The 24337-nt window shown below is 69.5% G+C and carries 21 protein-coding genes; 14 read left to right on the top strand and 7 right to left on the bottom strand.

The window, feature by feature from the left end:
• Positions 1 to 57: 57 nt before the first annotated feature.
• Positions 58 to 1221 carry a glutamine-hydrolyzing carbamoyl-phosphate synthase small subunit gene (carA, locus tag ACW17W_RS14260; protein WP_492077560.1) on the bottom strand — a complete coding sequence of 388 codons (1164 nt, stop codon included), beginning with the start codon at positions 1219 to 1221 and terminating at the stop codon, positions 58 to 60.
• 154 nt (positions 1222 to 1375) lie between these two features.
• Positions 1376 to 2068, bottom strand: coding sequence for an SDR family NAD(P)-dependent oxidoreductase (locus tag ACW17W_RS14265; RefSeq protein ID WP_492077561.1), 693 nt, complete (start codon positions 2066 to 2068; stop codon positions 1376 to 1378).
• A 128-nt stretch (positions 2069 to 2196) separates the two neighbouring features.
• On the opposite strand from ACW17W_RS14265, the gene ACW17W_RS14270 reads away from it, so the two are divergent.
• The 7 genes from ACW17W_RS14270 (at position 2197) to ACW17W_RS14300 (ending at position 10954) form a co-directional block, all read left to right on the top strand.
• A complete protein-coding gene (locus ACW17W_RS14270) occupies positions 2197 to 2895 on the top strand; it encodes an HAD family hydrolase (RefSeq protein ID WP_492077562.1) in 699 nt (232 codons plus the stop codon).
• Between the two features lie 158 nt (positions 2896 to 3053).
• Positions 3054 to 3368, top strand: coding sequence for a hypothetical protein (locus ACW17W_RS14275; RefSeq protein ID WP_492077563.1), 315 nt, complete (start codon positions 3054 to 3056; stop codon positions 3366 to 3368).
• 19 nt (positions 3369 to 3387) lie between these two features.
• Entirely contained in the window at positions 3388 to 6699 is a 3312-nt protein-coding gene (gene carB, locus ACW17W_RS14280; protein ID WP_492077564.1) for a carbamoyl-phosphate synthase large subunit, read from the top strand.
• Positions 6700 to 6837: 138 nt separating this feature from the next.
• The gene (locus ACW17W_RS14285; RefSeq protein ID WP_492077565.1) at positions 6838 to 8484 is read left to right on the top strand and encodes an NAD(P)/FAD-dependent oxidoreductase; all 1647 of its coding nucleotides are present in this window, start codon (positions 6838 to 6840) and stop codon (positions 8482 to 8484) included.
• Positions 8485 to 8678: 194 nt separating this feature from the next.
• Positions 8679 to 9092 (top strand): hypothetical protein, encoded by a 414-nt coding sequence (locus tag ACW17W_RS14290; protein WP_492077566.1) that lies wholly within the window; start codon positions 8679 to 8681, stop codon positions 9090 to 9092.
• Positions 9089 to 9535 carry a PIN domain-containing protein gene (locus tag ACW17W_RS14295; protein ID WP_492077567.1) on the top strand — a complete coding sequence of 149 codons (447 nt, stop codon included), beginning with the start codon at positions 9089 to 9091 and terminating at the stop codon, positions 9533 to 9535. Before ACW17W_RS14290 ends, ACW17W_RS14295 begins: the two co-directional genes overlap by 4 nt.
• Positions 9536 to 9631: 96 nt before the next feature.
• The gene (locus ACW17W_RS14300; RefSeq protein ID WP_492077568.1) at positions 9632 to 10954 is read left to right on the top strand and encodes an amidohydrolase; all 1323 of its coding nucleotides are present in this window, start codon (positions 9632 to 9634) and stop codon (positions 10952 to 10954) included.
• A 147-nt stretch (positions 10955 to 11101) separates the two neighbouring features.
• On the opposite strand, the gene ACW17W_RS14305 is transcribed toward ACW17W_RS14300, so the two are convergent.
• Entirely contained in the window at positions 11102 to 12436 is a 1335-nt protein-coding gene (locus tag ACW17W_RS14305; RefSeq protein ID WP_492077569.1) for a dicarboxylate/amino acid:cation symporter, read from the bottom strand.
• Between the two features lie 92 nt (positions 12437 to 12528).
• Here ACW17W_RS14305 and ACW17W_RS14310 point away from each other — a divergent pair, with 92 nt between their 5' ends.
• From ACW17W_RS14310 to ACW17W_RS14335, 6 genes are all read left to right on the top strand, one after another.
• Positions 12529 to 14700 carry a discoidin domain-containing protein gene (locus tag ACW17W_RS14310; RefSeq protein WP_492077570.1) on the top strand — a complete coding sequence of 724 codons (2172 nt, stop codon included), beginning with the start codon at positions 12529 to 12531 and terminating at the stop codon, positions 14698 to 14700.
• A gap of 44 nt (positions 14701 to 14744) precedes the next feature.
• Positions 14745 to 14978, top strand: a complete 234-nt coding sequence (locus tag ACW17W_RS14315) for a cysteine protease (RefSeq protein WP_492077571.1) — start codon at positions 14745 to 14747, stop codon at positions 14976 to 14978.
• 62 nt (positions 14979 to 15040) lie between these two features.
• Positions 15041 to 15712 (top strand): glutathione S-transferase, encoded by a 672-nt coding sequence (locus ACW17W_RS14320; RefSeq protein WP_492077572.1) that lies wholly within the window; start codon positions 15041 to 15043, stop codon positions 15710 to 15712.
• A gap of 69 nt (positions 15713 to 15781) precedes the next feature.
• Positions 15782 to 15994, top strand: a complete 213-nt coding sequence (locus ACW17W_RS14325) for a hypothetical protein (RefSeq protein WP_492077573.1) — start codon at positions 15782 to 15784, stop codon at positions 15992 to 15994.
• A gap of 156 nt (positions 15995 to 16150) precedes the next feature.
• The gene (gene greA / locus ACW17W_RS14330; protein ID WP_492077574.1) at positions 16151 to 16624 is read left to right on the top strand and encodes a transcription elongation factor GreA; all 474 of its coding nucleotides are present in this window, start codon (positions 16151 to 16153) and stop codon (positions 16622 to 16624) included.
• Between the two features lie 44 nt (positions 16625 to 16668).
• A complete protein-coding gene (locus tag ACW17W_RS14335; RefSeq protein WP_492077575.1) occupies positions 16669 to 17676 on the top strand; it encodes a mitochondrial fission ELM1 family protein in 1008 nt (335 codons plus the stop codon).
• On the opposite strand, the gene ACW17W_RS14340 is transcribed toward ACW17W_RS14335, so the two are convergent.
• From ACW17W_RS14340 to ACW17W_RS14355, 4 genes are all read right to left on the bottom strand, one after another.
• A complete protein-coding gene (locus tag ACW17W_RS14340) occupies positions 17643 to 18050 on the bottom strand; it encodes a response regulator (protein WP_492077576.1) in 408 nt (135 codons plus the stop codon). The two genes, ACW17W_RS14335 and ACW17W_RS14340, sit on opposite strands and share 34 nt — an antisense overlap.
• Before the next feature lie 5 nt (positions 18051 to 18055).
• Entirely contained in the window at positions 18056 to 19660 is a 1605-nt protein-coding gene (locus tag ACW17W_RS14345) for a sensor histidine kinase (RefSeq protein WP_492077577.1), read from the bottom strand.
• A 97-nt stretch (positions 19661 to 19757) separates the two neighbouring features.
• Positions 19758 to 21005, bottom strand: a complete 1248-nt coding sequence (locus ACW17W_RS14350) for a cell wall hydrolase (protein WP_492077578.1) — start codon at positions 21003 to 21005, stop codon at positions 19758 to 19760.
• A 178-nt stretch (positions 21006 to 21183) separates the two neighbouring features.
• Complete coding sequence (locus tag ACW17W_RS14355) at positions 21184 to 21663, bottom strand: Dps family protein (RefSeq protein WP_492077579.1); 480 nt, start codon at positions 21661 to 21663, stop codon at positions 21184 to 21186.
• Positions 21664 to 21895: 232 nt separating this feature from the next.
• Between ACW17W_RS14355 and ACW17W_RS14360 the strand changes: the two genes are divergently transcribed.
• Entirely contained in the window at positions 21896 to 24337 is a 2442-nt protein-coding gene (locus ACW17W_RS14360) for a PAS domain S-box protein (protein ID WP_492077580.1), read from the top strand.

The following is a 24337-nucleotide window of genomic DNA, read 5'->3' on the forward strand; positions in this document are numbered from 1 at the left end:
CGTCAGGCGGATGCCTGGACCGGCTGCGTCATCCCGCCGCGCCGCACCTGACGGCGATCAGGCCGGTGGGTTCATCAGGTCGGCGAACCGGTCGAACAGATACAGGCTGTCGGTCGGCCCCGGCGAGGCCTCGGGGTGGTGCTGGACGCTGAACACCGGCCGGTCCTTCAGGGCGATGCCGCAGTTGGTGCCGTCGAACAGCGAGACATGGGTCTCCATCACCGCATCGGGCAGGCTGTCGCGGTCGACGGTGAAGCCGTGGTTCATCGAGACGATCTCGACCTTGCCCGTGGTCAGGTCCTTGACCGGATGGTTGGCGCCGTGGTGGCCCTGATCCATCTTCACCGTCGAGGCGCCGAGCGCCAGGGCCAGCATCTGGTGGCCGAGGCAGATGCCGAAGACCGGCTTGCCGCTGTCGACCAGTTTCCGGATCTCCGGCACGGCGTACTGGCCGGTCGCGGCCGGGTCGCCCGGTCCGTTGGACAGGACGACGCCGTCGGGGTTGCGGGCCAGAACCTCTTCCGCCGTGGTGGTGGCGGGGACGACGGTGATCCGGGCGCCCGTCGAGGCCAGGGCCCGCAGGATGTTGCGCTTCACCCCGTAGTCGATGACGACGACGTTCTTGCGGCCCTCGGTTTTCGGGTGGCCCTCGGGCCAGGCCCACAGCCCCTCGTCCCATTCGAACGACTGGAGGGTCGAGGCGGGTCTGGCGAGATCCAGGCCGACGAGGCCGGTCCAGGCCTTCGCCTCGGCCACCAGGGCCTCGAGGTCGAACCGGCCCTCGGGGTCATGGGCGATGACGGCGTGGGGCGCGCCCCGGTCGCGGATGATCCGGGTCAGGGCCCGGGTGTCGACGCCCGACAGGCCGACGACGCCGCGCCGCTTCATCCAGCCGTCCAGACTGTCCTGACTGCGCCAGTTGGCCGGGTCGGTCGGCAGGTCGCGGAAGATGGCCCCGCGCGCCGAGGTGTCGGACCCGCCGCCCATCTGCTCCACATCCTCGACATTCACCCCGGTGTTGCCGACGTGCGGGAAGGTGAAGGCCAGGATCTGGCTCATGTAGGAGGGGTCGGTCAGGATTTCCTGATAGCCCGTCATGGCGGTGTTGAAGACCACCTCGCCCAGGGCCGAACCATGGGCACCGACGCCGATTCCCTGAAGGATCGTGCCGTCCGCGAGCGCCAGGACGCCGGTGCAACCGGGAAGCAGTTGAGTGGTCATGCCGCGCTCCATAGAGCATGATCGGTTCGGGCGGAACCGCGCAGCGGTTCAGGCCGGAGCGTGAATCAGGCTCTGACTAAAGATGCCGCCGAATCCCGGCGGGCAAACGGCGGCGTGAGTACAGAGACCGTAATGCGGGGTCAACGGCGGACGATCAGGCCGGCACCCGGACCCCGTCCCAGGCGAAGACGCCGCCGCTGTCGGCCGGGGTCAGGGCGTCGAGGACGGCCAGCAGCCGTTCGGCCGAATATGCGGGCGTGAACAGCTTCTCCGGCTTCACCCCCTTCCGGAACGGGGCGCTGAGGCCCGTATCGACCGTGCCGGGGTGCAATCCGGCGACGATCGCCTGCGGATGGCTGCGGGCCAGTTCGACCGACAGGTTTTTCAGGATCATGTTCAGGGCCGCCTTGGACGCCCGGTAGCTGTGCCAGCCGCCCAGCCGGTTGTCGCCGATGGAGCCGACCCGGGCCGACAGGGCGGCGAAGACGGCGGGCCGGTCGCGCGGCAGCAGGGGCAGGAAGTGTCTGGCGATCAGGGCCGGGCCGACGGCGTTGATCCGGTAGTCGCGCAACAGATGATCGGCCGACAGGGCCCGCCAGCTGCGCTCGGGTTCATGGCCGGAATGCAGGACGCCGGTCGCGATAAAGATCAGGGCGGGCGGCGGGCCGTCGGCGACCGCGGCTGCGGCGGCGGCGATCGAGGCCTCGTCCTCGAGATCCAGACCCGTGCCCGATCGCGACAGGGCGTGGACGGCGGCGAACCGGTTCGAGGCGCGCAGGGCGTCGGCGATGGCGGCCCCGACGCCCCCCGAGGCGCCGATGACGACGGCGGAAGATGAGACGGTCATGATCGGGCTTTCCTCTGTGGCGCCCCCTCACTACGTCCGGGGCGGCGATCGGACCACGGATCGCTGCGGCCCGTTGACCCCGCCGGACGCGCAGGCCATGCGACGGCGCGACACGTGCGGAGATCCTCATGCCCATCACCACCGTCGGCCTCGATGCCGATGACACCCTCTGGCACAATGAGACGATCTTTCGCCTGACCCATGCGCGGTTCGTCGACCTGCTGGACGACCACGGCGATCTGGAGACGATCGAGTCCCGGCTGGCCGAGGTCGAGCGGCGCAACCTGCGGCTCTACGGCTACGGCGTGAAGGGGTTCACCCTGTCGATGATCGAGACGGCGATGGAGCTGTGCGACGGCGGGGCCCCGCCCGAGGTGGTGCGCGAGATCCTGGCCGCCGGGCGCGAGATGCTGGCCCATCCGGTCGAGACCCTGCCCGGGGTGGACGAGACCCTGGCGGAGCTGGCCGAACGGTACCGGCTGGTGCTGATCACCAAGGGCGACCTGCTGGATCAGGAGCGCAAACTCGCGGCCTCGGGCCTCGGCGACCTGTTCGCGGCGGTGGAGATCGTGTCCGAGAAGGATCACGGGACCTATGAGCGGGTCTTCGCCCGCCACGGCACCGGCGCGGCCGAGGCGGCGATGGCCGGCAATTCGATGAAGTCCGACGTCCTGCCCGCCCTCGAGGCCGGCGCCTTCGCCGCCCACATCCCCTATCACGTCACCTGGGCCCACGAACTGGCCGAGGCGCCCGAGGGGCATCCCCGCTATGCCTCGCTCAGCCGGATCGGCGAACTGCCGGACTGGATCGCGGCGATGGAGGGATAGTCGACCCTCTCCCGGCGGGAGAGGGACAGCGTCTGACCCAATTTCAGCCTTGCCCCCCTGCCCCCCCTTCTCTAGACGGGCCGCTTAACCGACAACCCGACGGAACGGCCGCGATTCTCCGCGCCGGGCCTTCGCGCGCATAGAGGATCGCTGCGCCCGTGTATGAAGACGTCATCAGCCACGACGAGCGCGACGCCATGGTGCGCGCGGCCCTGGCCGAGCACGGCGACAGCGGGGTGACGCCGCGCCATACGTTGTTCTTCTTTCACGGCGACGGCGACCATGACGACCTGAACGAGGTCGCCCGACGCGCCGGTTTCGTGACCAGCGGCTCGGACGATTCCACTGTTCTGGAGACGACGACGGCGGTGGACGAGGCGTCCTTCGCCCCCGTCTCCGCCATGATGCAATCCTGGGCTGCGGCCTTCCAGCTGGACTATGACGGCTGGGAGTGCGCGGTCGTGACGAACTAGAACAACAAGAGGCCTTCCCATGCCCAGACGTACAGACATCCAGTCGATCCTGATCATCGGCGCCGGCCCCATCGTCATCGGCCAGGCGTGCGAGTTCGACTATTCGGGCGTGCAGGCCTGCAAGGCGCTGAAGGCCGAGGGGTACCGGGTCATTCTGGTCAACTCCAACCCCGCCACCATCATGACCGATCCGGAAGTGGCCGACGCCACCTATATCGAGCCGATCACCCCGGAGTTCGTCGAGCGGATCATCGCGAAAGAGCGGCCCGACGCCCTGCTGCCGACCATGGGCGGCCAGACGGCGCTGAATACGGCCCTGGCCCTGGATGCTTCCGGCGCGCTGGCGAAATACGGCGTCGAGATGATCGGGGCCAGGGCCGACGTGATCGACAAGGCTGAGGACCGGCAGAAATTCCGCGACGCCATGGACAAGCTGGGTCTGGAAAGCCCCCGCTCCAAGGCCGCCCATTCGATGGCCGAGGCTCTGGAGGGTCTGGAGTTCGTCGGCCTGCCCGCCGTCATCCGCCCGTCCTTCACCCTGGCCGGCACCGGCGGCGGCATCGCCTTCAACCGCGAGGAGTTCGAGGAGATCGTCCTGCGCGGCCTCGACCTGTCGCCGACCACCGAGGTGCTGATCGAGGAGAGCGTTCTGGGCTGGAAGGAGTATGAGATGGAGGTGGTCCGCGACAAGGCGGACAACTGCATCATCATCTGCTCGATCGAGAACATCGACCCGATGGGGGTCCACACCGGCGACTCCATCACCGTCGCCCCCGCCCTGACGCTGACCGACAAGGAATATCAGCGGATGCGGACCGGCTCGATCAACGTCCTGCGCGAGATCGGCGTCGAGACGGGCGGATCGAACGTGCAGTGGGCCATCAATCCCGCCGACGGCCGGATGGTGGTGATCGAGATGAACCCGCGCGTGTCGCGGTCCAGCGCCCTCGCCTCCAAGGCCACGGGCTTCCCGATCGCCAAGGTCGCGGCGCGGCTGGCGGTCGGCTATACGCTGGACGAACTGACCAACGACATCACCCGGGTCACCCCGGCCAGCTTCGAGCCGTCGATCGACTATGTCGTCACCAAGATCCCGCGCTTCGCCTTCGAGAAATACCCCGGCTCGGAGCCCCTGCTGGGCACCTCGATGAAGTCGGTGGGCGAGGTCATGGCCATCGGCCGGACCTTCCAGGAGTCGATGCAGAAGGCCCTGCGCGGTCTGGAGACCGGCCTGTCGGGCTTTGACGAGATCGAGATCGAGGGGGCCAATGTCGTTTCGGGCGGGTCGGAAGACGACGCCGCCATCCGCGCCGCCGTGGTGCGGGCCCTGGGCATCCCCACGCCCGACCGCATCCGCGTCATCGCCCAGGCCTTCCGCCACGGCCTGTCGGTGGAAGAGGTCAATGCCGCCTGTTCCTACGAGCCCTGGTTCCTGCGCCAGATCGCCGACATCGTGCGGGAAGAGGGCCATATCCGGGTCAAGGGGCTGCCCACCGAGGCGACGGAGTTCCGCAAGCTGAAGGCCAAGGGCTTTGCCGATGCGCGCCTCGCCCAGCTGACCGGCGCCACCGAAAAGGACGTCCGGGCCGCCCGTCGCGGCCTGAACGTCCGGCCGGTGTTCAAGCGGATCGACACCTGCGCCGCCGAGTTCGCCTCGGCCACCGCCTATATGTATTCGACCTATGAGACCGGGGCCCTGGGCCAGGTCCCCGAGTGCGAGGCCGAGCCGTCGGACCGGAAGAAGGCCATCATCCTGGGCGGGGGTCCCAACCGGATCGGTCAGGGCATCGAGTTCGACTACTGCTGCTGCCACGCGGCCTTCGCCTTCGCCGACATCGGCGTCGAGTCGATCATGGTCAACTGCAACCCCGAGACCGTCTCGACCGACTATGACACCTCCGACCGGCTGTATTTCGAGCCGCTGACGGCCGAGGACGTGCTGGAGCTGATCGAGGTCGAGCGGTCGAACGGAAACCTGATCGGCTGCGTCGTCCAGTTCGGCGGCCAGACCCCGCTGAAACTGGCCCATGCGCTGCAGGAGGACAACATCCCCGTCCTGGGCACCAGCGTCGACTCCATCGACCTGGCCGAGGACCGCGAGCGGTTCCAGCAGATGCTGGAGGCCATCGGTCTGCGCCAGCCGCCCAACGGCCTGGCCCGCAGCGCCGAGGAGGCCGCGCAGAAGGCGGACGAGGTCGGCTATCCCGTCGTCCTGCGTCCCTCCTATGTGCTGGGCGGGCGCGGCATGATGATCGTCCACGACCGCGAGGGGCTGGACCGCTATGTCGGCGAGGCCATGCGGGTGTCGGGCGACGATCCCGTCCTGATCGACCACTATCTGAACCGCGCCACCGAGGTGGACGTGGACGCCCTGTGCGATGACGAGACGGTGTTCGTCGCCGGGGTGCTGGAACATATCGAGGAGGCGGGGGTCCACTCGGGCGACAGCGCCTGCTCCATGCCGCCCTGGTCCCTGTCGGCCGGGACGGTCGCCGAGCTGAAGCGCCAGACCACCGAAATGGCCAAGGCCCTGAAGGTGCGCGGCCTGATGAACGTCCAGTTCGCCATCGAGGAGCCGCACAGCGATACGCCGCGCATCTTCGTGCTGGAGGTCAATCCGCGCGCCAGCCGCACCGTGCCCTTCGTCGCCAAGACCATCGGCCAGCCGGTGGCCTCGATCGCCGCCAAGGTGATGGCGGGCGTGCCGCTGAAGTCCTTCGGCCTGACCGACAAGCCCTATGACCATATCGCGGTCAAGGAAGCCGTCTTCCCCTTCGCCCGCTTCGCCGGGGTCGACACCATCCTGGGCCCCGAGATGCGGTCGACCGGCGAGGTCATGGGCCTGGACTGGAAGCGTGAGGGCGAGGCCGACATGGCCCCCGCCTTCGCCCGCGCCTTCGCCAAGTCCCAGATCGGCGGCGGCACAACCCTGCCCACCTCTGGCTGCGCCTTCGTCTCGGTCAAGGAGGACGACAAACCCTTCGTCGCCGAGGCCGTCCGCATCCTGCTGGCCGAGGGCTTCACCGTCATCGCCACCGGCGGGACGCGCGACTATCTGGCCGGACGGGGCCTTGAGGTCGGACTGGTCAAGAAGGTGCTGGAAGGCCGGCCCAACATCGTCGATGCGATGAAGAACGGCGAGGTCCAGCTGGTCTTCAATACCACCGAGGGCAAACAGTCGTTGCAGGACAGTTTCAGCCTGCGTCGCACCGCCCTGATGATGAAGATCCCCTACTATACCACCGCCGCGGGGGCCGAGGCCGCCGCGCGGGCCATCGTCGCCGTCAAGGCCGGCGATCTGGATGTGCGGGCGATCCAGGAATACGCCTGACGCCAGCGAGGACTCCCGGGGAGGGACGGCGCCCCTCCCGGCGGGGGCGCCGTCCCTCCCGGCGGGGGCGCCCCCTCCCCGCAGCAGAGGGTCATCTCGCCCCATGCGTTTGGCGTCACAAGCCGCTAGAAGGCGCCGATGTTGCGCCTCTCCGAACTCAAACTGCCCCTCGACCACGCGCCCGAGGCCCTGCCCGCCGCGATCGCCGCGCGGCTGGGCGCGCCGGCGCATGATCTGATTTCCTGGTCGATCTGGAAGCGGGCGCATGACGCGCGCAAGAAGTCGGCGATCCTGAAGGTCTATATCGTCGACGTTGAGGTGAAGAACGAGGCGGCCGTGCTGGCCCGGTTCGCCAACGACCCGCATGTGAAGCCCACGCCGGACGTCGCCTATCGCCACGTCGCCGTCGCGCCCCGGGACGGAGGCAAGCATCAGCGGCTGAGACCGGTCGTGATCGGGGCGGGGCCGTGCGGCCTGTTCGTCGGGCTGATCCTGGCCGAGATGGGCTTTCGGCCGATCATCCTCGACCGCGGCAAGGTGGTGCGCGAACGGACCAAGGACACCTGGGAGCTGTGGCGCAAGGGCAGGCTCCATCCGGAGTCCAACGTCCAGTACGGCGAAGGCGGCGCGGGCACCTTCTCCGACGGCAAGCTGTACAGCCAGATCAAGGATCCGCGCTTCCTGGCCCGCAAGGTGCTGACCGAGTTCGTCGCGGCCGGTGCGCCGGAGGAGATCCTGACCGAGGCCCATCCGCACATCGGCACCTTCCGCCTGGTGACCATGGTCGAGGCCATGCGCCGGAAGATCGAGGCCCTGGGCGGCGAGTACCGGTTCGAGCACCGGGTCACCGATATCGAGCTGGAGAAGGGCGCCATCCGGGGCGTGCGCCTGCACACCGGCGAGACGCTGGAAGCCGACCATGTGGTCCTCGCCATCGGCCATTCGTCGCGCGACACCTTCCAGACCCTGTATGAGCGGGGCGTCCATATCGAGGCCAAGCCGTTCTCGATCGGCTTCCGCATCGAACATCCGCAATCCTGGATCGACAAGGCCATGTTCGGCCCCTGCGCCGGACACCCTGATCTGGGCGCGGCGGCCTATACGCTGTCGCACCACTGCTCGAACGGCCGGACCGTCTACAGCTTCTGCATGTGCCCGGGCGGCACGGTGGTGGCGGCCACCAGCGAGCCCGGCCGCGTCGTGACCAACGGCATGAGCCAGTATTCGCGCAACGAGCGGAACGCCAACTCCGGCTTCGTGGTCGGGATCTCGCCCGAGGACTACGGCAGCGACCATCCGCTGGCGGGCATCGAACTGCAACGCGATCTGGAGACCCGCGCCTATGCGGCCGGCGGCGGCGACTATTTCGCGCCCGGCCAGTTGGTCGGCGACTTCCTGGCGGGCCGCGCCTCGACGGCCCTGGGCGAGGTCGTGCCCAGTTACAAGCCGGGGGTGCGGCCGACCGACCTGGCGCCCCTGATGCCCGACTATGTGATCGCCGCCATGCGCGAGGCCCTGCCCGTCTTCGGCCGCAAGATCGCCCGCTATGACGACGCCGAGGCGGTGCTGACCGGCGTCGAGACCCGCAGTTCCTCCCCCATCCGCATGACCCGCGGCGCCGACTTCCAGAGCCAGAACGTGCGCGGCCTGTTCCCGGCCGGCGAAGGCGCGGGCTATGCCGGCGGCATCCTCTCGGCCGCCGTCGACGGCATCAAGGTGGCCGAGGCCGTGGCCCGGTCGATGGTGGGCGAGGCCACGGGTGAGGGATGTGGGGGGCAACCGTGATCGCGAGCGTCACACCGCCTGCTCCCTTCTCCCGGAGAGGGAAGGGCTTGCACGACTTTGGGCCGGTCCGGACACGACTTCAGGCGATGGCCGCTGGACAGGAAGACGATTCCCGGGGGCGTCGCAGCCCCCCGGAGGGTCCTCGACCCGAAACGGGACCCGTGTCATGATCGAGTCTTCGCAGGAGGGCGCTCATGACCGCTCGAACCGTCATTCGCGACTATGTCATCTGGAGCAAGCACCTGCACGGTGACCTGCAGCTTCCAGCCCGTGTCGAGGCTCTGCAGCCCGGGGAGACAATCGAGCTTGCGGTCGACGGGGTTCCCGGAACCTGGGCCAAGATGGCGCGCGGAAAGGACGGACGCTCGACCCCTGGCATTCGTCCTATCGGCTCGGCCCAGGCCTTCTGGCATGACCTGTACGAACACCGTCGGGGCGAGGAGGTCGCGATCATGCCGGTGGACACGCTGTCCGCTGTCATCTCCCCCCCCCTCGGCAAGACCACGCAGGAACGGGAGGCCGCGCTTCAGGGACTGCTTTCCTTCTCGGGGCGCGGCTACCGTTCGGAGGGACCTCCCATGACGCGGGACGAGATGCACGAGCGGTGATCACGCTCGATTCCAACATCCTTGTCTATGTCAGCGATGATCGGTTTCCCGCCAAACAAATGGTCGCCAGAACCGTGATCGAGACATTGTCACGTCGCCGGTCGACGCTGGCTCTCCAGACGGTTGGGGAGACCCAGAACGTCCTCCGGAGGAAGCTGGGGCTCAGGCCCGCCGAGGCCGCGGAGTTCGGCGCCCTCTTGCTTCAGAGCTTCGCCTTCGCGTCTTCGACGCCGGATGATGCGGCCTTTGCCCTCGGTGAAATGGCGTCTGGTCGGCTGGGCTATTGGGATGCCCTGCTGCTGTCGACCGTGGCCCGTGCTGGGTGCACCGCCCTCATAACCGAAGATCTCCAGCAGGGTTCAAAAGTGCTCGGCGTTGAGATCGTCAACCCGTTCGGAACGAATGGATTAAGCGCCCGGGCTACGGAGATGCTCGGTATCTGACAGGGTCGAGATCCATTTGACCTCAATCCCGGAATCACGGGTTGCCAGACCGCCCTCGACCGCTAGGGTCGGGGTCGGGACACGAGGGGGATACTCATGAAACGGATCATTCTGGCGACGGTCGCGGCGGCGGCGATGTGGGGCGGGGCGGTGCAGGCGCAGACCGGCGATACGGCGCTGAAGGCGGCCGTGCAGGCGGACTATGACGCCAATCTGGGGAGCCTGTTCGACTGGTTCCACCGCCATCCGGAGCTGTCGGGGCAGGAGGTGCAGACCTCGGCGCGGATGGCCCGGGAGCTGACGGCCCTGGGCTATGACGTCACCACCGGCGTCGGCGGGACCGGGGTGGTGGCGGTGCTGAGGAACGGCGCCGGGCCGACGGTGATGATCCGGGCCGATATGGACGGACTGCCGCTGCAGGAACGGTCGGGCCTCGCCAACGCCTCCACGGTGCGTCAGACCGACGCCGACGGGACCGAGAAGCCGGTCATGCACGCCTGCGGCCATGATGTGCACATCACCGCCCTGGTCGGCACGGCGCGGCAGATGATGGCGCGCAAGGCCAACTGGTCCGGCACCCTGGTGCTGATCGCCCAGCCGGCCGAGGAGCGGATCTTCGGCGCCCGGATGATGGTCGAGGACGGCCTCTATACCCGCTTTCCCAAGCCGGACTACGCCCTGGCCTTCCACGTCTCGGCAGACATGGCCACGGGCCGGATCGCGGCGCCGCTGGGGATCACGGCCTCCAGTTCCGACAGTGTGGACATCGCCGTGAGGGGCGTCGGCACCCATGGCGCCTATCCGCATCTGGGGGTCGACCCGGTGCTGGTGGCGTCCCAGATCGTGGTCTCGCTGCAGTCCCTGCGCAGCCGCGAGGTCAATCCGCTGGAGGGCGCCGTCGTGACGGTCGGCTCGATCCACGGCGGCATCAAACACAACATCATCTCTGAACAGGTGGACCTGCAGCTGACGGTGCGGTCCGACAGTCCCGAGGTGCGGACCCTGCTGCTGGACGGCATCGACCGCATTGCGAAGAACACCGCCCTTGCGCTCGGCGTGCCGGAAGATCGCCTGCCCGTGGTGACGCGGTCGAAGACCGAGACCACGCCGCCCACCATCAATGACGCCGAAACCGCCCAGCGGGTGCGCGACCTGTTCGCCTCGGCCTTCGGGGTGGAGGTGCTGGAGGATTCGCCGCGCACCGGCATGGGGGCCGAGGACTTCGCCTATTTCGTCACGCCCGAGACCGGGGTGAAGGGGGTCTATTTCAGCGTCGGCGGCACGCCCGAGGCCGAGCTGGAGGGGGCGGCGGGCCACCATTCGCCGCTGTTCAAGATTACGCCCGAGCCGTCGGTCACCCTGGGCGTCGAGGCGAGCGTGATCGCGGCCGAGGGGTTGATGCCGAAAGTGGCGGGCTGATCCACATCCCCATTCTCCGTCATCCTCGGGCTTGACCCGAGGACCGGCGCCGAGGCGTGATGAGAGACGAAGGGAGAGCCCACGGCTCATCATCCCTGCATGAGCGGCGGAAAATCCGGCCCTCGGGTCAAGCCCGAGGGTGACGGATCATTGGGGAGCAGCCTCCGCCTCCCCCTCGCCCACATCGACGATCCGCACCGCCGTCATGTCGGCGGTGACATTGCCGAGGGTGCGGAAGATGTCGGGGATGACCTCGACCGCCAGCAGCAGGGGCAGGACGCCGACGGGAACCCCCATGGCCAGACAGATGGGGCCGACGGAGGCGAAGAAGCTGACCTGACCCGGCAGGCCGACCGAGGCGATGGAGACGGCGATGGCCGTCAGACCGCCGGCGATCAGCACCGGCAGGCCCAGCTCCACCCCGTGCAGCTGGGCGACATAGAGACAGACCGCCAGATTGGCGACCGGGCTGGTCATGCGGAACACCGCCACCGCCAGGGGCAGGACCAGACCGGCCCGGGCCTGCGGCACGCCCAGCGCATCGCGGGCCCGCTCGATCATCACCGGCAGGCTGGCGATGGAGGACTGGGTCGAGACGGCGACGGCCAGGGCCGGGCCCGAGGCGGCGAGGAAGCGGCCGAGGCCGATCCGGCCGAACACCACGGCGATGATCAGGGTCAGCAGGATCAGCCCGATCTGGCTGAGGCAGACGATGGCGATGTAGTGGCCCAGGGCTCCGGCCGCGCTGAACCCGCCGTGCAGGCCGACCCCGAGGGCCAGGGCGAAGACGCCGAACGGGGCGGCCAGCAGGACCCAGTGGACGATGACGATCATCGCCTCGGCCGTGGCCCCGAACAGGGCGACCAGCGGACGGCGGGTCTCGGCCGTCAGCCGCGTCGTGGCGAACCCGAAGGCCAGGGCGAACAGGACCACGGCCAGAACCCCGTCCTCGGCGGCGGCGCGGACGATGTTGTTGGGAACCAGACCGCCGAGGAAGGCCGAGAAGCCGTCGGTGCGGGCGGCCTCGCGGACGGTGGCGACCTGATCGGCCGGCAGGGCGGCCAGCAGGGAGCGTCCGCCCTCCGGATCGATGGGCCAGATCGCCAGCAGGCCGAGGCCGGCGAGGATCGCATAGACGGTGGCGAAGACGATCAGCAGGCCGAACACCATCAGGGCCCGCGCCGCCAGCCGACCGGTCGAGGCCGCATCGGCGATGGCCGCGACCCCGGTGACCAGCAGGGCGAAGATCAGTGGGATGACGGTGATGCGCAGGGCGTTCAGCCAGGCCTGACCCAGCTTCTCCAGCACCGACAGGACCGGGATCCACGGTCCCTCCGGCGCGGCGCCGCCCGCGACGTCCTGACCGCCCGCCGCCAGCCCGCCGACGACCAGGCCCGCGATCAGGGCGAACAGGACCAGGGCGCTGAGCGAGGTCAGGGCCCGGAACAGGGGGTGGGCGGAGCGGGGACGGGAGACGGTCATCCCTCAAGCCTAGCACCACCTGCGGGCGACCTGCGAACCCCTTTCACGCGATCGACGCTGCCGTTTCTGCAAGGGCGTGATAGCGTGGCTGAATGCGCGCATGGACTTCCGCTCTCGCCCTTCTGTTCGTCGCTGCGGCCGCTTCGGCGGCGGCCCGGACCGCGCCGCCGCAGGCCGGGACGACGGGCGCCCCGACAACCCCGACCGCCGCCCCCGGACGCACCTGGGCCAATCCGGTCGATCTGGACTACGCCTATGCGACCCCGCCGCCCGGTTCCGGCGTCAGCTACCGCAACGGCAGCGACCCCGCCGTGGTCCTGCATCGCGATCGCTACTATCTGTTCGCCACCGACAGCCGGGGCTACTGGACCTCGCGCGACCTGAGGGACTGGCGTTTCGTGGCGCCGAGGGGCTGGCCGGACGGCGCGCTTTCAGCCCCGGCGGCGGTGTCGGACGGCGAGACCCTGTATCTGCTGTCGGCCGGACCCGACCCTCGACCCCTGCTGTCAAGCAAGACGCCGGACACCGGGGTCTGGACCGCCGGAAGCCGGACGGTCGCCGCACCCGAGGGCGGCCTGTGGTCGCCGGATCTGTTCATCGACACGGACGACGTCTGGTTCCTGCAACAGGGCTGGTCGGACGTGAAGCCGCTGACGGGCGGACCCGTCGATCCGGCGTCGGGACTGGCCGCCATCACCCCGGCCCGGGCCTTGGCGACGCTGGACCCCTCACTCCATGGCTGGGAGCGGTTCGGTCAGGATCATTCGGGCGGCCTGCCCGACGGGACGCCGGTCCGGCCCTTCATCGACGGCGCCGGGATGATGCGGACGGACGGGCGCTACTATCTGCAGTTCGCCGCGCCGGGGGTGGAATACAACGCCGCCGCCACCGGCCTGGCTGTCGGCGCCTCGGCCTCGGGACCGTTCGAGGTCGCCCCCTGGAGTCCGGTCAGCTACAAGCCCGGCGGCTTCATGCAGGGCGCGGGCCACGGCGCCAGCTTCCAGGACCGCTATGGCAACTGGTGGAACGCCGCGACCTCGGGCATCGGGCTGAACTGGACCTTTGAGCGGCGCATCTCGATGTTCCCGGGCGGCGTCCATGACGACGGCCAGATGTGGTTCTCCAGCCGGTTCGGCGATTTTCCCCAGCGGATGCCGAACGGGCCGGTGACCAGTCCCGACAGCCTGTTTACCGGCTGGATGCCCCTGTCCTATCGGGCCAAGGCCGTCGCCTCCTCGACCCTGGAGGGGTTCGACGCCGACCGGGCGACCGACGAGGACCCCCGCACCTACTGGGTCGCGGCGAACCGGGAGGCCGGCCAGACCCTGACCCTGGACCTGGGCGGGGTGAAGACGGTCCACGCGGTCCAGGTCAACTATGCCGACCATGAGGCGGGGATCGCAGCGGGGACCCCGGCGGACGCCGCCGCCCGGCGGACGCGGTTCGTCCTGCTGTGGTCGGCCGACGGCGAGACCTGGGCGACCTTCGCCAGCCGGGCGACCTCGGACCGCGACAGTCCCCACGCCTATGTCGAGGCCGACCGGCCGGTCGAGGCCCGCTATATCCGCTATCTTCACGGCGAGGCCCCCGGGGCCCACCTGGCGCTCGCCGACCTCCGGGTGTTCGGCAACGGCCCCGGCGAGGCGCCCGCGGCGCCGCAGAATGTGCGGGTGTCGCGCGGCGAGGACCAGAGAAACGCCGTCGTCCGCATCGACCTGCCAGACCCGGACGCGAAGCCCGCCGGCCGCCTGCTCGGCTATAATGTCCGCTGGGGCGTGGCCCCGAACCGGCTGCATCTGACCTATCAGGTCTGGGCCGACGATCTGGCGGCCCGGGGCGGCGAGGTCGAGATCCGGGCGCTGAACGTCGGGGTCGGCTATCATTTCGCGGTCGAGGCCTTCGGCGAGGCCGGGGTGTCGGCCCTGAGCGAGGTCGTCGCGGCGCCGGCCGGGGTCGTGACCGCCCCGCGCACCGGCGACTCCGCCCCCCTTGGCCAGCCCCAGCCGACCGCGCCCGGCCCCCGGCCCGCCAGCGGCGTGCGCGTCACCCCCATCCCGCCGGTCTATATCAGCGGCGCCCCGCCGGTGACCGGCCGCGACCTGCCGCCGGCAGGCACGCCGGGCGCAGACGGGACGGCGGCGGAGGACGCGGCGCCGGTCGCGAGGCCTGACGTCAAGGCGCCGGGCAGTTCGACTCCGGAAAAGCCCCAGCCGGCCTCCCCGGCCGATCCGGCCAAAACGCCGCAGAGCCCGACACCGGGTTGAACCGAACCGGCCGCGGACCATTTCCGTCCCGTAACGGAGACTGAATGATCATGGCCCTGTCGCGTATCGCCACCGTCGTCGGCGGATTGCTTCTGTCCCGCACCGGCCGCCGGTTCGCCGGTCGTCATGCCGGGAAGCTGGCCCTGGCGACCCTGGCCTGGGAGCTGTACCAGCAACATCGCGGACGCGGCGTGCCGACGGCGGCGACGCCCGGAGCCCCGGGCCCGGATGCGACGTCACCGCACCCGCGGCGGCGCTGGAGCGGCCGCCGGACCTGATCCGGCTTGCCCTCCGCAGCGTAAACACGCCTTAGTGGCCGTCGCGCCGCCCGAGGTAGTCCATGATCATCGTCCATCACCTGAACAACTCCCGCTCCCAGCGTGTGCTGTGGCTGCTGGAGGAACTCGGCCTTCCCTATGAGGTCAAACGCTACGAGCGGAACGCCGGCAATATGCTGGCGCCGCCCGAGCTGAAGGCGATCCACCCCCTGGGCAAGTCGCCGGTGATCGAGGATACAGAGAACGGCGCGATCGTCGCCGAGACGGGCGCCATCGTGGAGTATCTGATGGCCGCCCATCCCGACTCGCCGCTGAAGCCGGCGGCGGGCGGCGAAGCCGCGCGGCGCTGGACCTACTGGCTGCACTATGCCGAGGGCTCGGCCATGACGCCCCTGCTGCTGAAGCTGGTGTTCGGCCAGCTGCCCAAACGGGCGCCGGGGTTGATCAAACCCATCGTCAAGGGGGTCTCGGCCAGGGCCCAGTCCAGCTTTATCGATCCCCAGATCGCCGCCCATACCGACTACTGGGAAGCCGAACTGGCGAAATCGGCCTGGTTTGCGGGCGAGGACTTCACCGCTGCGGACATCATGATGAGCTTCCCCATCGAGGCCTGCGCGGCCCGGGCGCCGTTCGGGCCCGACAGGCCGCATGTGAAGAGATTTCTGGAATCGATCCATGCGCGGCCCGCCTATCAGCGGGCGCTGGAGCGCGGCGGACCCTATGCCTATGCCTGAGATCGCCCCGGGCCACGGGCAATGGGCCGGGGGTCAGCAACCGGTGATCAAGGCGCGCGTTATGGCTCCATGCCCTTCAAGACCGCGCCCCTGACCCTTGGACTGATGTCCGCCGTCGCCTTCGTGATCGCCTTCATCTCGGCCGGCGTCTTTCTGCTGTCCGCCGCCTTCGCCCTGATCGGTTCGGCGGTGCTGGGCCTTCTGGTCTATGTCACCGCGCGCAGGGCGATGATGCGTCGCGTGGCGCGGCGGCGAGCCGAGGACCGGCTCACGACCCACTGAGCCCGGGGTCGGTCGGACCCGACCTTGAGTTTTCAGGCAGGACGCCCTAGTCTCTTTGGCCGGTCGTGCGCGCCCAGCGAGCGACGCCTACCCTTCTCCAATCCTCCCCAAGTCCGCCACCGGATTCCCGGGCGAAACAAGAAACTTCTGATACCTATGGAAAAAGTGCCCATGACGGGCGAGGGCTATCGAGTCCTCGACGATCAGTTGAAGCAGTTGAAGTCGGTGGAGCGTCCAAGCGTGATCGCCGCCATCTCCGAGGCCCGCGAACACGGCGACCTGTCGGAGAATGCCGAGTATCACGCCGCCAAGGAACGCCAGGGCTGGATCGAGGGCCAGATCGCCGAGATCGAGGACAAGATCAGCCGCGCCCAGGTGATCGACGTGTCGAAACTGTCGGGCGACGTCGTCAAGTTCGGCGCCACCGTGACGGTCGTCGATGAGGACACCGAGGACGAAGGCACCTACCAGATCGTCGGCGAGCACGAGGCGGATGTGAAGGCGGGCAAGATCTCCATCTCGTCCCCCATCGCCCGCGCCCTGATCTCCAAGGCGGTGGGCGACTCGGTCGAGGTCAACACCCCCGGCGGGGTCAAGGCCTATGAGATCCTCAAGGTCGAGTGGAAATAGGTCGACGCCTTCGCATTCAGGTCGTCTCTGACGGCCGTGCGGGCATGGAAAATCAGGCGCTGGGACTGGCGGAAGCCGTCGCGCGCCTGACCCCTGCCGACATCGCCGTCAAACGGATTCGCTGGCGGCCGATGTTCGATCGCCTGCCCAGCCTGCTCAAAGCCCCGGGGATGCTGGATCCGGGGTCGGACGATCCCTTTCCCGCTGCCGGCGAGGCCTGGCCCGATCTGTGGATCGCCACCGGCCGGGCCAGCCTGCCCCTGTCCCTGGCGGCGCGCCGGCGATCAGCCGGCCGGACCTTCGTGGTCCAGACCCAGGACCCAAGGCTCAGCCCGGACCGGTTCGACATGGTCGTGGCCCCGGCCCATGACGGGCTGTCGGGCGACAAGGTCTTCGAGATCACCGGATCGCCGCACCGGATCACCCCCGAGGCCCTGGCCCGGGGGGCGGAGCCCTTCTCTGCAGCGATCGGGACCCTGCCCCATCCGCGCGTGGCCGTGATGATCGGCGGCCGGTCGACGGCGTTCGACCTGACCCCGGACCATGCCGCCGACCTCGCCGGACGGATCGCCGCCGCCGTCGAGGCGGCGGGCGGCTCCCTGATGTTGACCTTCTCGCGTCGGACGCCCCAGGCGGCGAAGGCGGTGATGACGGCGCGTCTGGACGCCCTGCCGGGGATGATCTGGGACGGGACGGGCGACAACCCCCTGTTCGCCTTCCTGCACCATGCCGACCATGTGCTGGTCACCGAGGACAGCGCCAATATGGCGACCGAGGCGGCCGCAACGGGCCGTCCGGTCCACATCCTGCCGATGGTTGCGCTGAAGCGGGCGGGCAAGTTCGCCCGGTTGCACGCCGATCTGGAGAGCCGGGGCGCGAGCCGCGCCTTCGACGGGACGCTGAACGCCTGGACCTATGCCCCGCTGGACGAGACCGCACGCGCCGGCCGGGCGGTGCTGGAAGCCATGGCGGTGCAGGCCGGCTGGCCGGACGTCGGGCGCGAGGACCGACCAGGGCTTCAGGCGAAGACTGTCAGTTCCGGTGGAGCATAGAGGGCCGGCTGACCGTGGCGACGGCACAGGGCGTAGTCCACGGCGGTCTTGACCGCCCGCTCATCGGACGGCTTGGACAGGACGCCGAGCGTTCCCGCCACGCCGTTGCGCACCATGCCGGGGTTGGCGGTCATGAACACGACGGTGACGCCCTCATTCCGGGCCAGGTCGCGTCCCAGGTCGATGCCCGTGGGACCGTCCGAAAGGTGGATGTCGACCAGGGCGAGATCGACCTCCCCCTCCCGCACCAGGGTGCGCGCGGCGGCGGCGTCGCCCGCCAGACCGATGACCTCGTGACCCAGATCCTCCAGCACGAAGCGGAGTTCCATGGCGACAAGGGCCTCGTCCTCAATAATCAATATGCGAGCGGTCATAGGCGTTACTGTGGCGACGTATCAGATCGCGTCGGGGGCTCGACGATCGGGGTTGAACTCGTTCCGCGCTCCCGGAGCGCGGCTGTCGTGCTGGCCGCCTTGCGACGGGACAGCGCGGTTGCGGGAAGGTCCGCAGTGACTTCCAAACCCGCTTCATGCCAGACTCGTTCCAGTCGGCCGCCCAATTGGCCCTCGACCGAGAGGGTGGCCAGGGAGGAGCCGAAGCCCTGCCGCTCCGGCGGGCCCGCCACGGCCGGCCCGCCTGTCTCGCGCCAGCTGAGAATGAACCGGTCCCCCGCGAGGCAGGTGGCGAGCCGAACCCGGCCGCCCGGGGCGGACAGGGCGCCGTATTTGGCGGCGTTGGTGGCCAGTTCGTGGAACAGCAGGGCGACCGAGGTGGCCGCCTGGTCATCGAACAGGGCGTCGTCGCCCGACAGGATGACGCGATCCTCGCCCTCGACCGTCGCATAGGGCCGGAACAGGGCGGTCAGGAAGGCATGCAGGGTGGTGTCGCCCAGCAGAGGCCGGGACACCTCCGAATGGGGGCGGACGAACTCATGCGCGCGGGCAAGGGCGGCGATCCGGTTGCGCACCGATGCGGCGAAGGGCCGGGCCTCGGGCCGTTCGCGCGCCGACAGGGCGATCAGGGCCGAAATCACGGCGAAGATGTTCTTGATCCGGTGGCTCAGTTCCTGGCTGATGAGGGCCTGTCCCTGTTCGATCCGCTTCAGATCATCGATGTCTGTACAGGTCCCGAACCAGCGAACGATCCGGCCGGCGTCGTTCAGCAGCGGCACGGCGCGGCCCAGGGCCCAGCGATAGACGCCGTCGTGGCGCCGCAGCCGGTATTCGATCTCGTACAGGTCGCCGGTCTCCAGCGAATGACGCCAGACCTCCCGGGCGCGGTCCTGATCCTCGGGATGGAACATCCCGCTCCAGCCCTCGCCGTCCGTGGACCCGGCCGGCACGCCGGTGAATTCGTACCAGCGGGCGTTGTAGTAGTCGTGGAAGCCGTCGGGCCGGGTGGACCAGACCATCTGCGGCATGGAATCGGCGATGACGCGGAACCGGGCGTCGCTCTCGGCCAGGGCGGCGGCCCCGGCATCCCTCTGGTCTGCGGTGCGGCGCAGCTCCAGCTGGCTCATGACCTGTGCCGCCAGCACCGTCAGGGTCCGGGACTGAAGCGGGGTCAGGCCGTCCGGCCGGGGCTGATAGTCGACGACGCACAGGGAGCCGATGGGATAGCCTTCGTCGGTCAACAGCGGCGCGCCCGCATAGAAACGGATATGCGGAGGCCCCGTGACCAGGGCATTGTCGGCGAAGCGCGGATCAAGGGCGGCGTCCGGCACCACCATGACTTCGTGTTCGCGCATGGCGTGGTCGCAGAAGGAGACCCCCCTGGGCGTGACGTCGACATCGAGGCCGACCCGGGCCTTGAACCACTGTGTGTCGCCGTCGACCAGACTGATGAGCGCCGTCGGCGCGTCGCAGAGCCGGGCCGCCAGATCCACCAGGTCGTCGAACCGGGCCTCCGGCGCGGTATGCAGCACGCCATAGGCGCGCAGCGCCTCCAGTCGTTCGGTCTCGGTCCATCGTTCGGGGGCGCTCAAGCATCACCTGTCAGGAGAGGCGTTGATCACCTCGAGTTGGCATCAACGCGCGTCAAGCGGGGCCGTTGCACCCGGGGTCGTCGTCCGGGCGGGGGGATCAGGCGCCGGGCCGGCCGACCTCCTCGACCGGCATCGGGGTGACGCCGGCCGGGGCCGGCGTGGAAACAGGCTCGGCAGGGGCCGAAGGGGCCTCGAAACTGCGCAGGCGTTCATTGATGGCGGCAATGTCCCCGGCCGTGGGTTGACGACGCCCGCCCAGACTCACCACCCCGACAACCCGCGTCTGGCCGTCGATCACCACGGTCTTGAGCTCGCCCGTCGCCACCTCGCCGGGAGCCGCCGCCACCGGCTCGCCGGCCGCCGTGGAGGCGATCGTCAGGCGCGGGCGCGAGAACCGGGCCTCGTCGATGACCGGCTCACGCCCGGCATAGCGTTGGCGGAAGGCGGCGGTTTCGCCATACACGCCTTTCCAGCGGTAGAAGATATGAGCCCCGATCTGGGTGATCTTGGCCAGGGTCGGCGACCACCAGGGATAGACATAGTCGGCGTGATAGTGGGTCGCCGTGCCGACCCGGATCGCGACATGACCGGACAGGGCCCGCTCCGCGACCTTTCTCGCCCGGTCCCAGGCCCAGCCGACCGGGGCCTGGGACATCGAGCCGTCACAGGTGAAGCTGAACTGGCAGCCGGTCACGCGCTCGGCGCCCTGGAACACCACCCCGCAGACGGTGGCCGGATAGTTGGGGTCGCGCACCCGGTTCAGGATCACCTGGGCGACGGCGGCCTGGCCTTCGTCGCTTTCCAGGGCGGCCTCGTAATAGACGCCCTGGGTCAGGCAGCGCACGGCGCGCGCCCGGTCCGCCGGACCGGCGGCCGTCAGGACGAAAGGCAGGGCGGGCCGCAGGGCGCCGGTCGCAGCCGGAATGGCCGCATTCAGTTTCTGCGCCTCCAGACCGTTGGCGCCGAAATCCAGCGAGGGCTTGCCGCCCAGCCTCAGGGTTTCCCACCCCGGGGTCAGCCCCTTCAGCGCCGCCTCCCGGAAGCGCGGATCATGGCGCAGCGCCATCGCACGCTGGGCCGGGTCCATGCCCGCCAGCAGGGCGGCGAGCCCGGCGGGACCAAGGTCGCCGCCGGTGGCCCGGGCGATCGCCTCGGCGGTGAGGTCGCTATCGGGGCGGGGCGTGGAACTGGCCGCCATGGCCACGCCGAGCGCCCCCAGCAGGGCCGGGGACGCCGCCGCGAAACGGCGCGCAGGCCCCGCCGTCCGACGCACCGCCACGCCAGGGGCGGTGCGGATCTCACTCCAGATCGGAGCCTGCCGGAAACGGGTCCAGTCGAAAGCCATCAGGGTCTTTGTCGGCGGCGCCGGTCGGCGTCGGAAGGGCGAGGCCAATATACGCCGTTCTGGGCGGTTTTCAGGCCGAAAGATCGAGGTTCAGCCAAGACCGATCCGCCTCGCGCAGACTGCCCGCCATCCCGGGCGATTGTCGGTCCGGATTGACCCAACCCGGACCGACTTCGTCTCAACGACCGCCGAGCGTCGAACGCAGCATCCAGGCGAACTTCTCGTGCGCGGCCAGACGCTGGGTCAGAAGATCGACAGACACGTCGTCGCCGTCGTCGTCCGCCACCGTCAGGGCGGCCCGGGTGGTGGCGATCAGGGTCTCGTGGTCGCGCATCAGCTCGTTCAGCATGGCCGGGGCGTCCTGTTCCGGATCACCGTCCTTGATCGAGGTCAGGTTGGCGAAGGCCGAACCGCCCTGGGGCGCCAGTTCGCCGAGGGCGCGGATGCGTTCGGCGATCTCGTCGAGGGCTTCCCAGATGTCCCGGTACTGTTGTTCCAGAAGGTTGTGCAGGGCGAAGAACTCGGGGCCGCGCACATTCCAGTGGTAGCCGTGGGTTTTCTGGTAGACGGCATGGCTGTCGGCCAGAACCTTGGCGAGTTCGGCGGCGACGCCGGTGCGTTCGGCCTTGTTGAGGCCGGTCTTGATAGAGACGGTCATGAATAGCTCCATTGGAGGTGTGGCGGTGGCGGCCGGGCGTGGTGCGGGCCGTGAAATCCGTCAGACGGAGATAGGGGTTGCAGCGCCTGCCGCCAAGGTTGGGCGATGAGGATATCCCGGGTCCCTGACGGCTTTGCGGTTGAGGGAACGCTCGTCCGGCCATAGCGTTGCACCGGGTCGCGCCGCTGCTCACAGAAGCCCGGGGTCAAGGGTGCGCGACGTCGGGGGAAGAATGAGCGTCACACGCTGGCTGAGACGAACGGTCGACCAGGGCGTGGCGCGGATGGCGCGGGCGCCCGATCTGCCGTGGTGGGGGGCCGCCCTCGCCGGCATCGGCTGCGCCCTCGTCATGCTGGCGGTTCGCAAGGGGCTGGAAGGCCTCTACGGCGACGTCACCGGCTTCATGATCCTGTTGCCCGCGGTGATGATCGCCGGGCTGACCGGAGGCGTGGTCGCGGGCCTGGTCGCCACGATCGTGTGTCTGGCCGGAGGCTGGGTCATCTTCGGCCTGTCCATGCCGGGCGCCGGATGGCGCGACCAGCTGGGGCAGGTGGCGACGACCAACTTCATTCTCGTCGGCGTCTTCGCCTCGGTCCTGTCGGCTTCCCTGCGCAGCACGGTGCGGCGACTGGACGCCTCGCTCCGGGCGCTGGAGGTCACCTCGGGCGAGGCCCGGGCGTCAGAGGCCGCGCGGCGCGACACCGAATCCCAGCTGCGGGGGATGATCGAACAGGCCGCCGTCGGCATCGCCCGGGTGAACCTGAACGGCGAGGTGGTCAGCGCCAACGCCCGCCTGGCCGAACTGCTCGGGCGGTCGCCCGGCGACATCATCGGCATCCGCACCCGGGACGTGACCCATCCGGAGGACGTGGAGCTGACCCTGGACATGCTCAGATCGGCGGGCGGCCAGCTGGAGAAACGCTATATGCGGCCGGACGGCTCGATGGTCTGGGGTCTGACCAGCCTGGCGCCGCTGACGACGACGGACGGCGCGATCGAGGGCCATATCGCCGTCGTCGTCGACATCACCGACGCCAAATCCATCGAGAGCGCCCTGCGCGAGAGCGAGACCCGGTTCCGGGCCATCGCCGACACGGCGCCGGTGCTGATCTGGGTCACGGGGGCCGACCGGAAACGGGTCTTCGTCAACCAGGCCTATGTCGCCTACTATGGCTCCGCCTATGCCACGGCCCTGGAGGCCCCCTGGCAGGAGGCGCTTCACCCCGACGATTTCGAGCGGATCGTGCGCGAATCCCTGGCCGGAGAAGCCACCGGCGAGCCCTTCTCGCTGGAAGCCCGCTATCGCCGTCACGACGGCGAATACCGCTGGCTCAAGTCCTTCTCCCGTCCCCGGCGCGGCGGCCGGGGCGAGGTGGCCGGCTTTGTCGGCGTGGCCTTCGACATCACCGACGCCCGGCGGGCCGGGGAGGATCTGAAGCGGATCAACGATCTGCTGGAGGAACGCGTCGGCGCGGCCCTGGCGGAGAAGGCTCGGGCCGAGGCCGATCTGATGCACGCCCAGCGGATGGAGGCCGTCGGCCGGCTGACGGGCGGGGTGGCCCACGACTTCAACAATCTGCTGACCGTGGTCATCGGCGCGCTGGACATGATCCTGAGGGCGCCGGAGGACACCGCCCGCCTGAAGAAGCTGGGCGCGGCGGCCCTGGCGGCGGCGCGGCGCGGCGAGGGGCTGACGCATCAGTTGCTGGCCTTCTCCCGGCGGCAGGCGCTGCGGCCGGAGGCGGTCGATCTGAACGACCTGATCCGCAACGGCGCGCCGCTGCTGAAGCGCGCCGTCGGCGACTCCATCGCCTTCGAGACCCGGTTCCGGCGGGGCGGGGCCCGTGTGCGGGTGGATGTGGCCCAGTTCGAGGCGGCCCTGCTCAACCTCCTGGTCAATGCGCGCGACGCCCTGGGCGACCGCAGGCGCGGGCGCGTTCTGGTCCGGACCCACGGCTGCGCGATGGAGGCCGGCGCCGTCCCGGATCTGACGACCGGCCGCTATGTCTGCGTCTCGGTTCAGGACAATGGGGCCGGCATGGATGCGGCGACGGTCGCGCGCGTCTTCGAGCCCTTCTTCACCACCAAGCCGGTCGGCAAGGGCACCGGTCTCGGCCTGTCGCAGGTCTATGGCTTCGCCCGCCAGAGCGGCGGCGGGGTGGAGATCCGTTCCGTCCCGGGCAAGGGGACCGACATCCGCCTGTACCTCCCGCCTCTGGATCCGGCGCGCCCGGACGGGCCCCTGGCGGGTCCGGCGGAGGCTCTGACCGATCGGGCGACGGCGGCCGCGCGGATCGCCGATCTGGAGGGCCGGAGCCTGCTGCTGGTCGAGGATGACGCCCAGGTCTGCGAAATGGCCGTCGCCCTGCTGGACGGGTTCGGCCTGAAGACCTGGACCGCGGCGACCGGCGCCCAGGCCCTGGCGGCCCTCACGGAGCGTCGGTTCGACCTGATGCTGTCGGATGTGGTCATGCCGGGCGGTATGACCGGCATCGAACTGGCCCGGACCTGTGCGGCCCGCTGGCCGGAGATGAAGATCCTGCTGACCTCCGGCTATGCCGGCGAGGACGTTGACGCCGCCCTGGCGGATGCGCCCTGGCGGCTGCTGCCCAAGCCCTATTCCGGCGACCAGCTGCGCGAGGCCCTGGCCCGCGAATTGGCGGCCTCGGGCTGA

It is taken from the genome of Brevundimonas sp. FV1ye29L, from assembly GCF_058681095.1.

Excerpts from the sequence above, each read along its gene's own strand:
- carA (WP_492077560.1), bottom strand. The coding sequence starts at position 1,221 with ATGACCACTCAACTGCTTCCCGGTTGCACCGGCGTCCTGGCGCTCGCG.
- ACW17W_RS14265 (WP_492077561.1), bottom strand. The coding sequence starts at position 2,068 with ATGACCGTCTCATCTTCCGCCGTCGTCATCGGCGCCTCGGGGGGCGTC.
- ACW17W_RS14270 (WP_492077562.1), top strand. The coding sequence starts at position 2,197 with ATGCCCATCACCACCGTCGGCCTCGATGCCGATGACACCCTCTGGCAC.
- carB (WP_492077564.1), top strand. The coding sequence starts at position 3,388 with ATGCCCAGACGTACAGACATCCAGTCGATCCTGATCATCGGCGCCGGC.
- ACW17W_RS14285 (WP_492077565.1), top strand. The coding sequence starts at position 6,838 with ATGTTGCGCCTCTCCGAACTCAAACTGCCCCTCGACCACGCGCCCGAG.
- ACW17W_RS14290 (WP_492077566.1), top strand. The coding sequence starts at position 8,679 with ATGACCGCTCGAACCGTCATTCGCGACTATGTCATCTGGAGCAAGCAC.
- ACW17W_RS14300 (WP_492077568.1), top strand. The coding sequence starts at position 9,632 with ATGAAACGGATCATTCTGGCGACGGTCGCGGCGGCGGCGATGTGGGGC.
- ACW17W_RS14305 (WP_492077569.1), bottom strand. The coding sequence starts at position 12,436 with ATGACCGTCTCCCGTCCCCGCTCCGCCCACCCCCTGTTCCGGGCCCTG.
- ACW17W_RS14310 (WP_492077570.1), top strand. The coding sequence starts at position 12,529 with ATGCGCGCATGGACTTCCGCTCTCGCCCTTCTGTTCGTCGCTGCGGCC.
- ACW17W_RS14315 (WP_492077571.1), top strand. The coding sequence starts at position 14,745 with ATGATCATGGCCCTGTCGCGTATCGCCACCGTCGTCGGCGGATTGCTT.
- ACW17W_RS14320 (WP_492077572.1), top strand. The coding sequence starts at position 15,041 with ATGATCATCGTCCATCACCTGAACAACTCCCGCTCCCAGCGTGTGCTG.
- ACW17W_RS14325 (WP_492077573.1), top strand. The coding sequence starts at position 15,782 with ATGCCCTTCAAGACCGCGCCCCTGACCCTTGGACTGATGTCCGCCGTC.
- greA (WP_492077574.1), top strand. The coding sequence starts at position 16,151 with ATGGAAAAAGTGCCCATGACGGGCGAGGGCTATCGAGTCCTCGACGAT.
- ACW17W_RS14335 (WP_492077575.1), top strand. The coding sequence starts at position 16,669 with ATGGAAAATCAGGCGCTGGGACTGGCGGAAGCCGTCGCGCGCCTGACC.
- ACW17W_RS14340 (WP_492077576.1), bottom strand. The coding sequence starts at position 18,050 with ATGACCGCTCGCATATTGATTATTGAGGACGAGGCCCTTGTCGCCATG.
- ACW17W_RS14350 (WP_492077578.1), bottom strand. The coding sequence starts at position 21,005 with ATGGCTTTCGACTGGACCCGTTTCCGGCAGGCTCCGATCTGGAGTGAG.
- ACW17W_RS14355 (WP_492077579.1), bottom strand. The coding sequence starts at position 21,663 with ATGACCGTCTCTATCAAGACCGGCCTCAACAAGGCCGAACGCACCGGC.
- ACW17W_RS14360 (WP_492077580.1), top strand. The coding sequence starts at position 21,896 with ATGAGCGTCACACGCTGGCTGAGACGAACGGTCGACCAGGGCGTGGCG.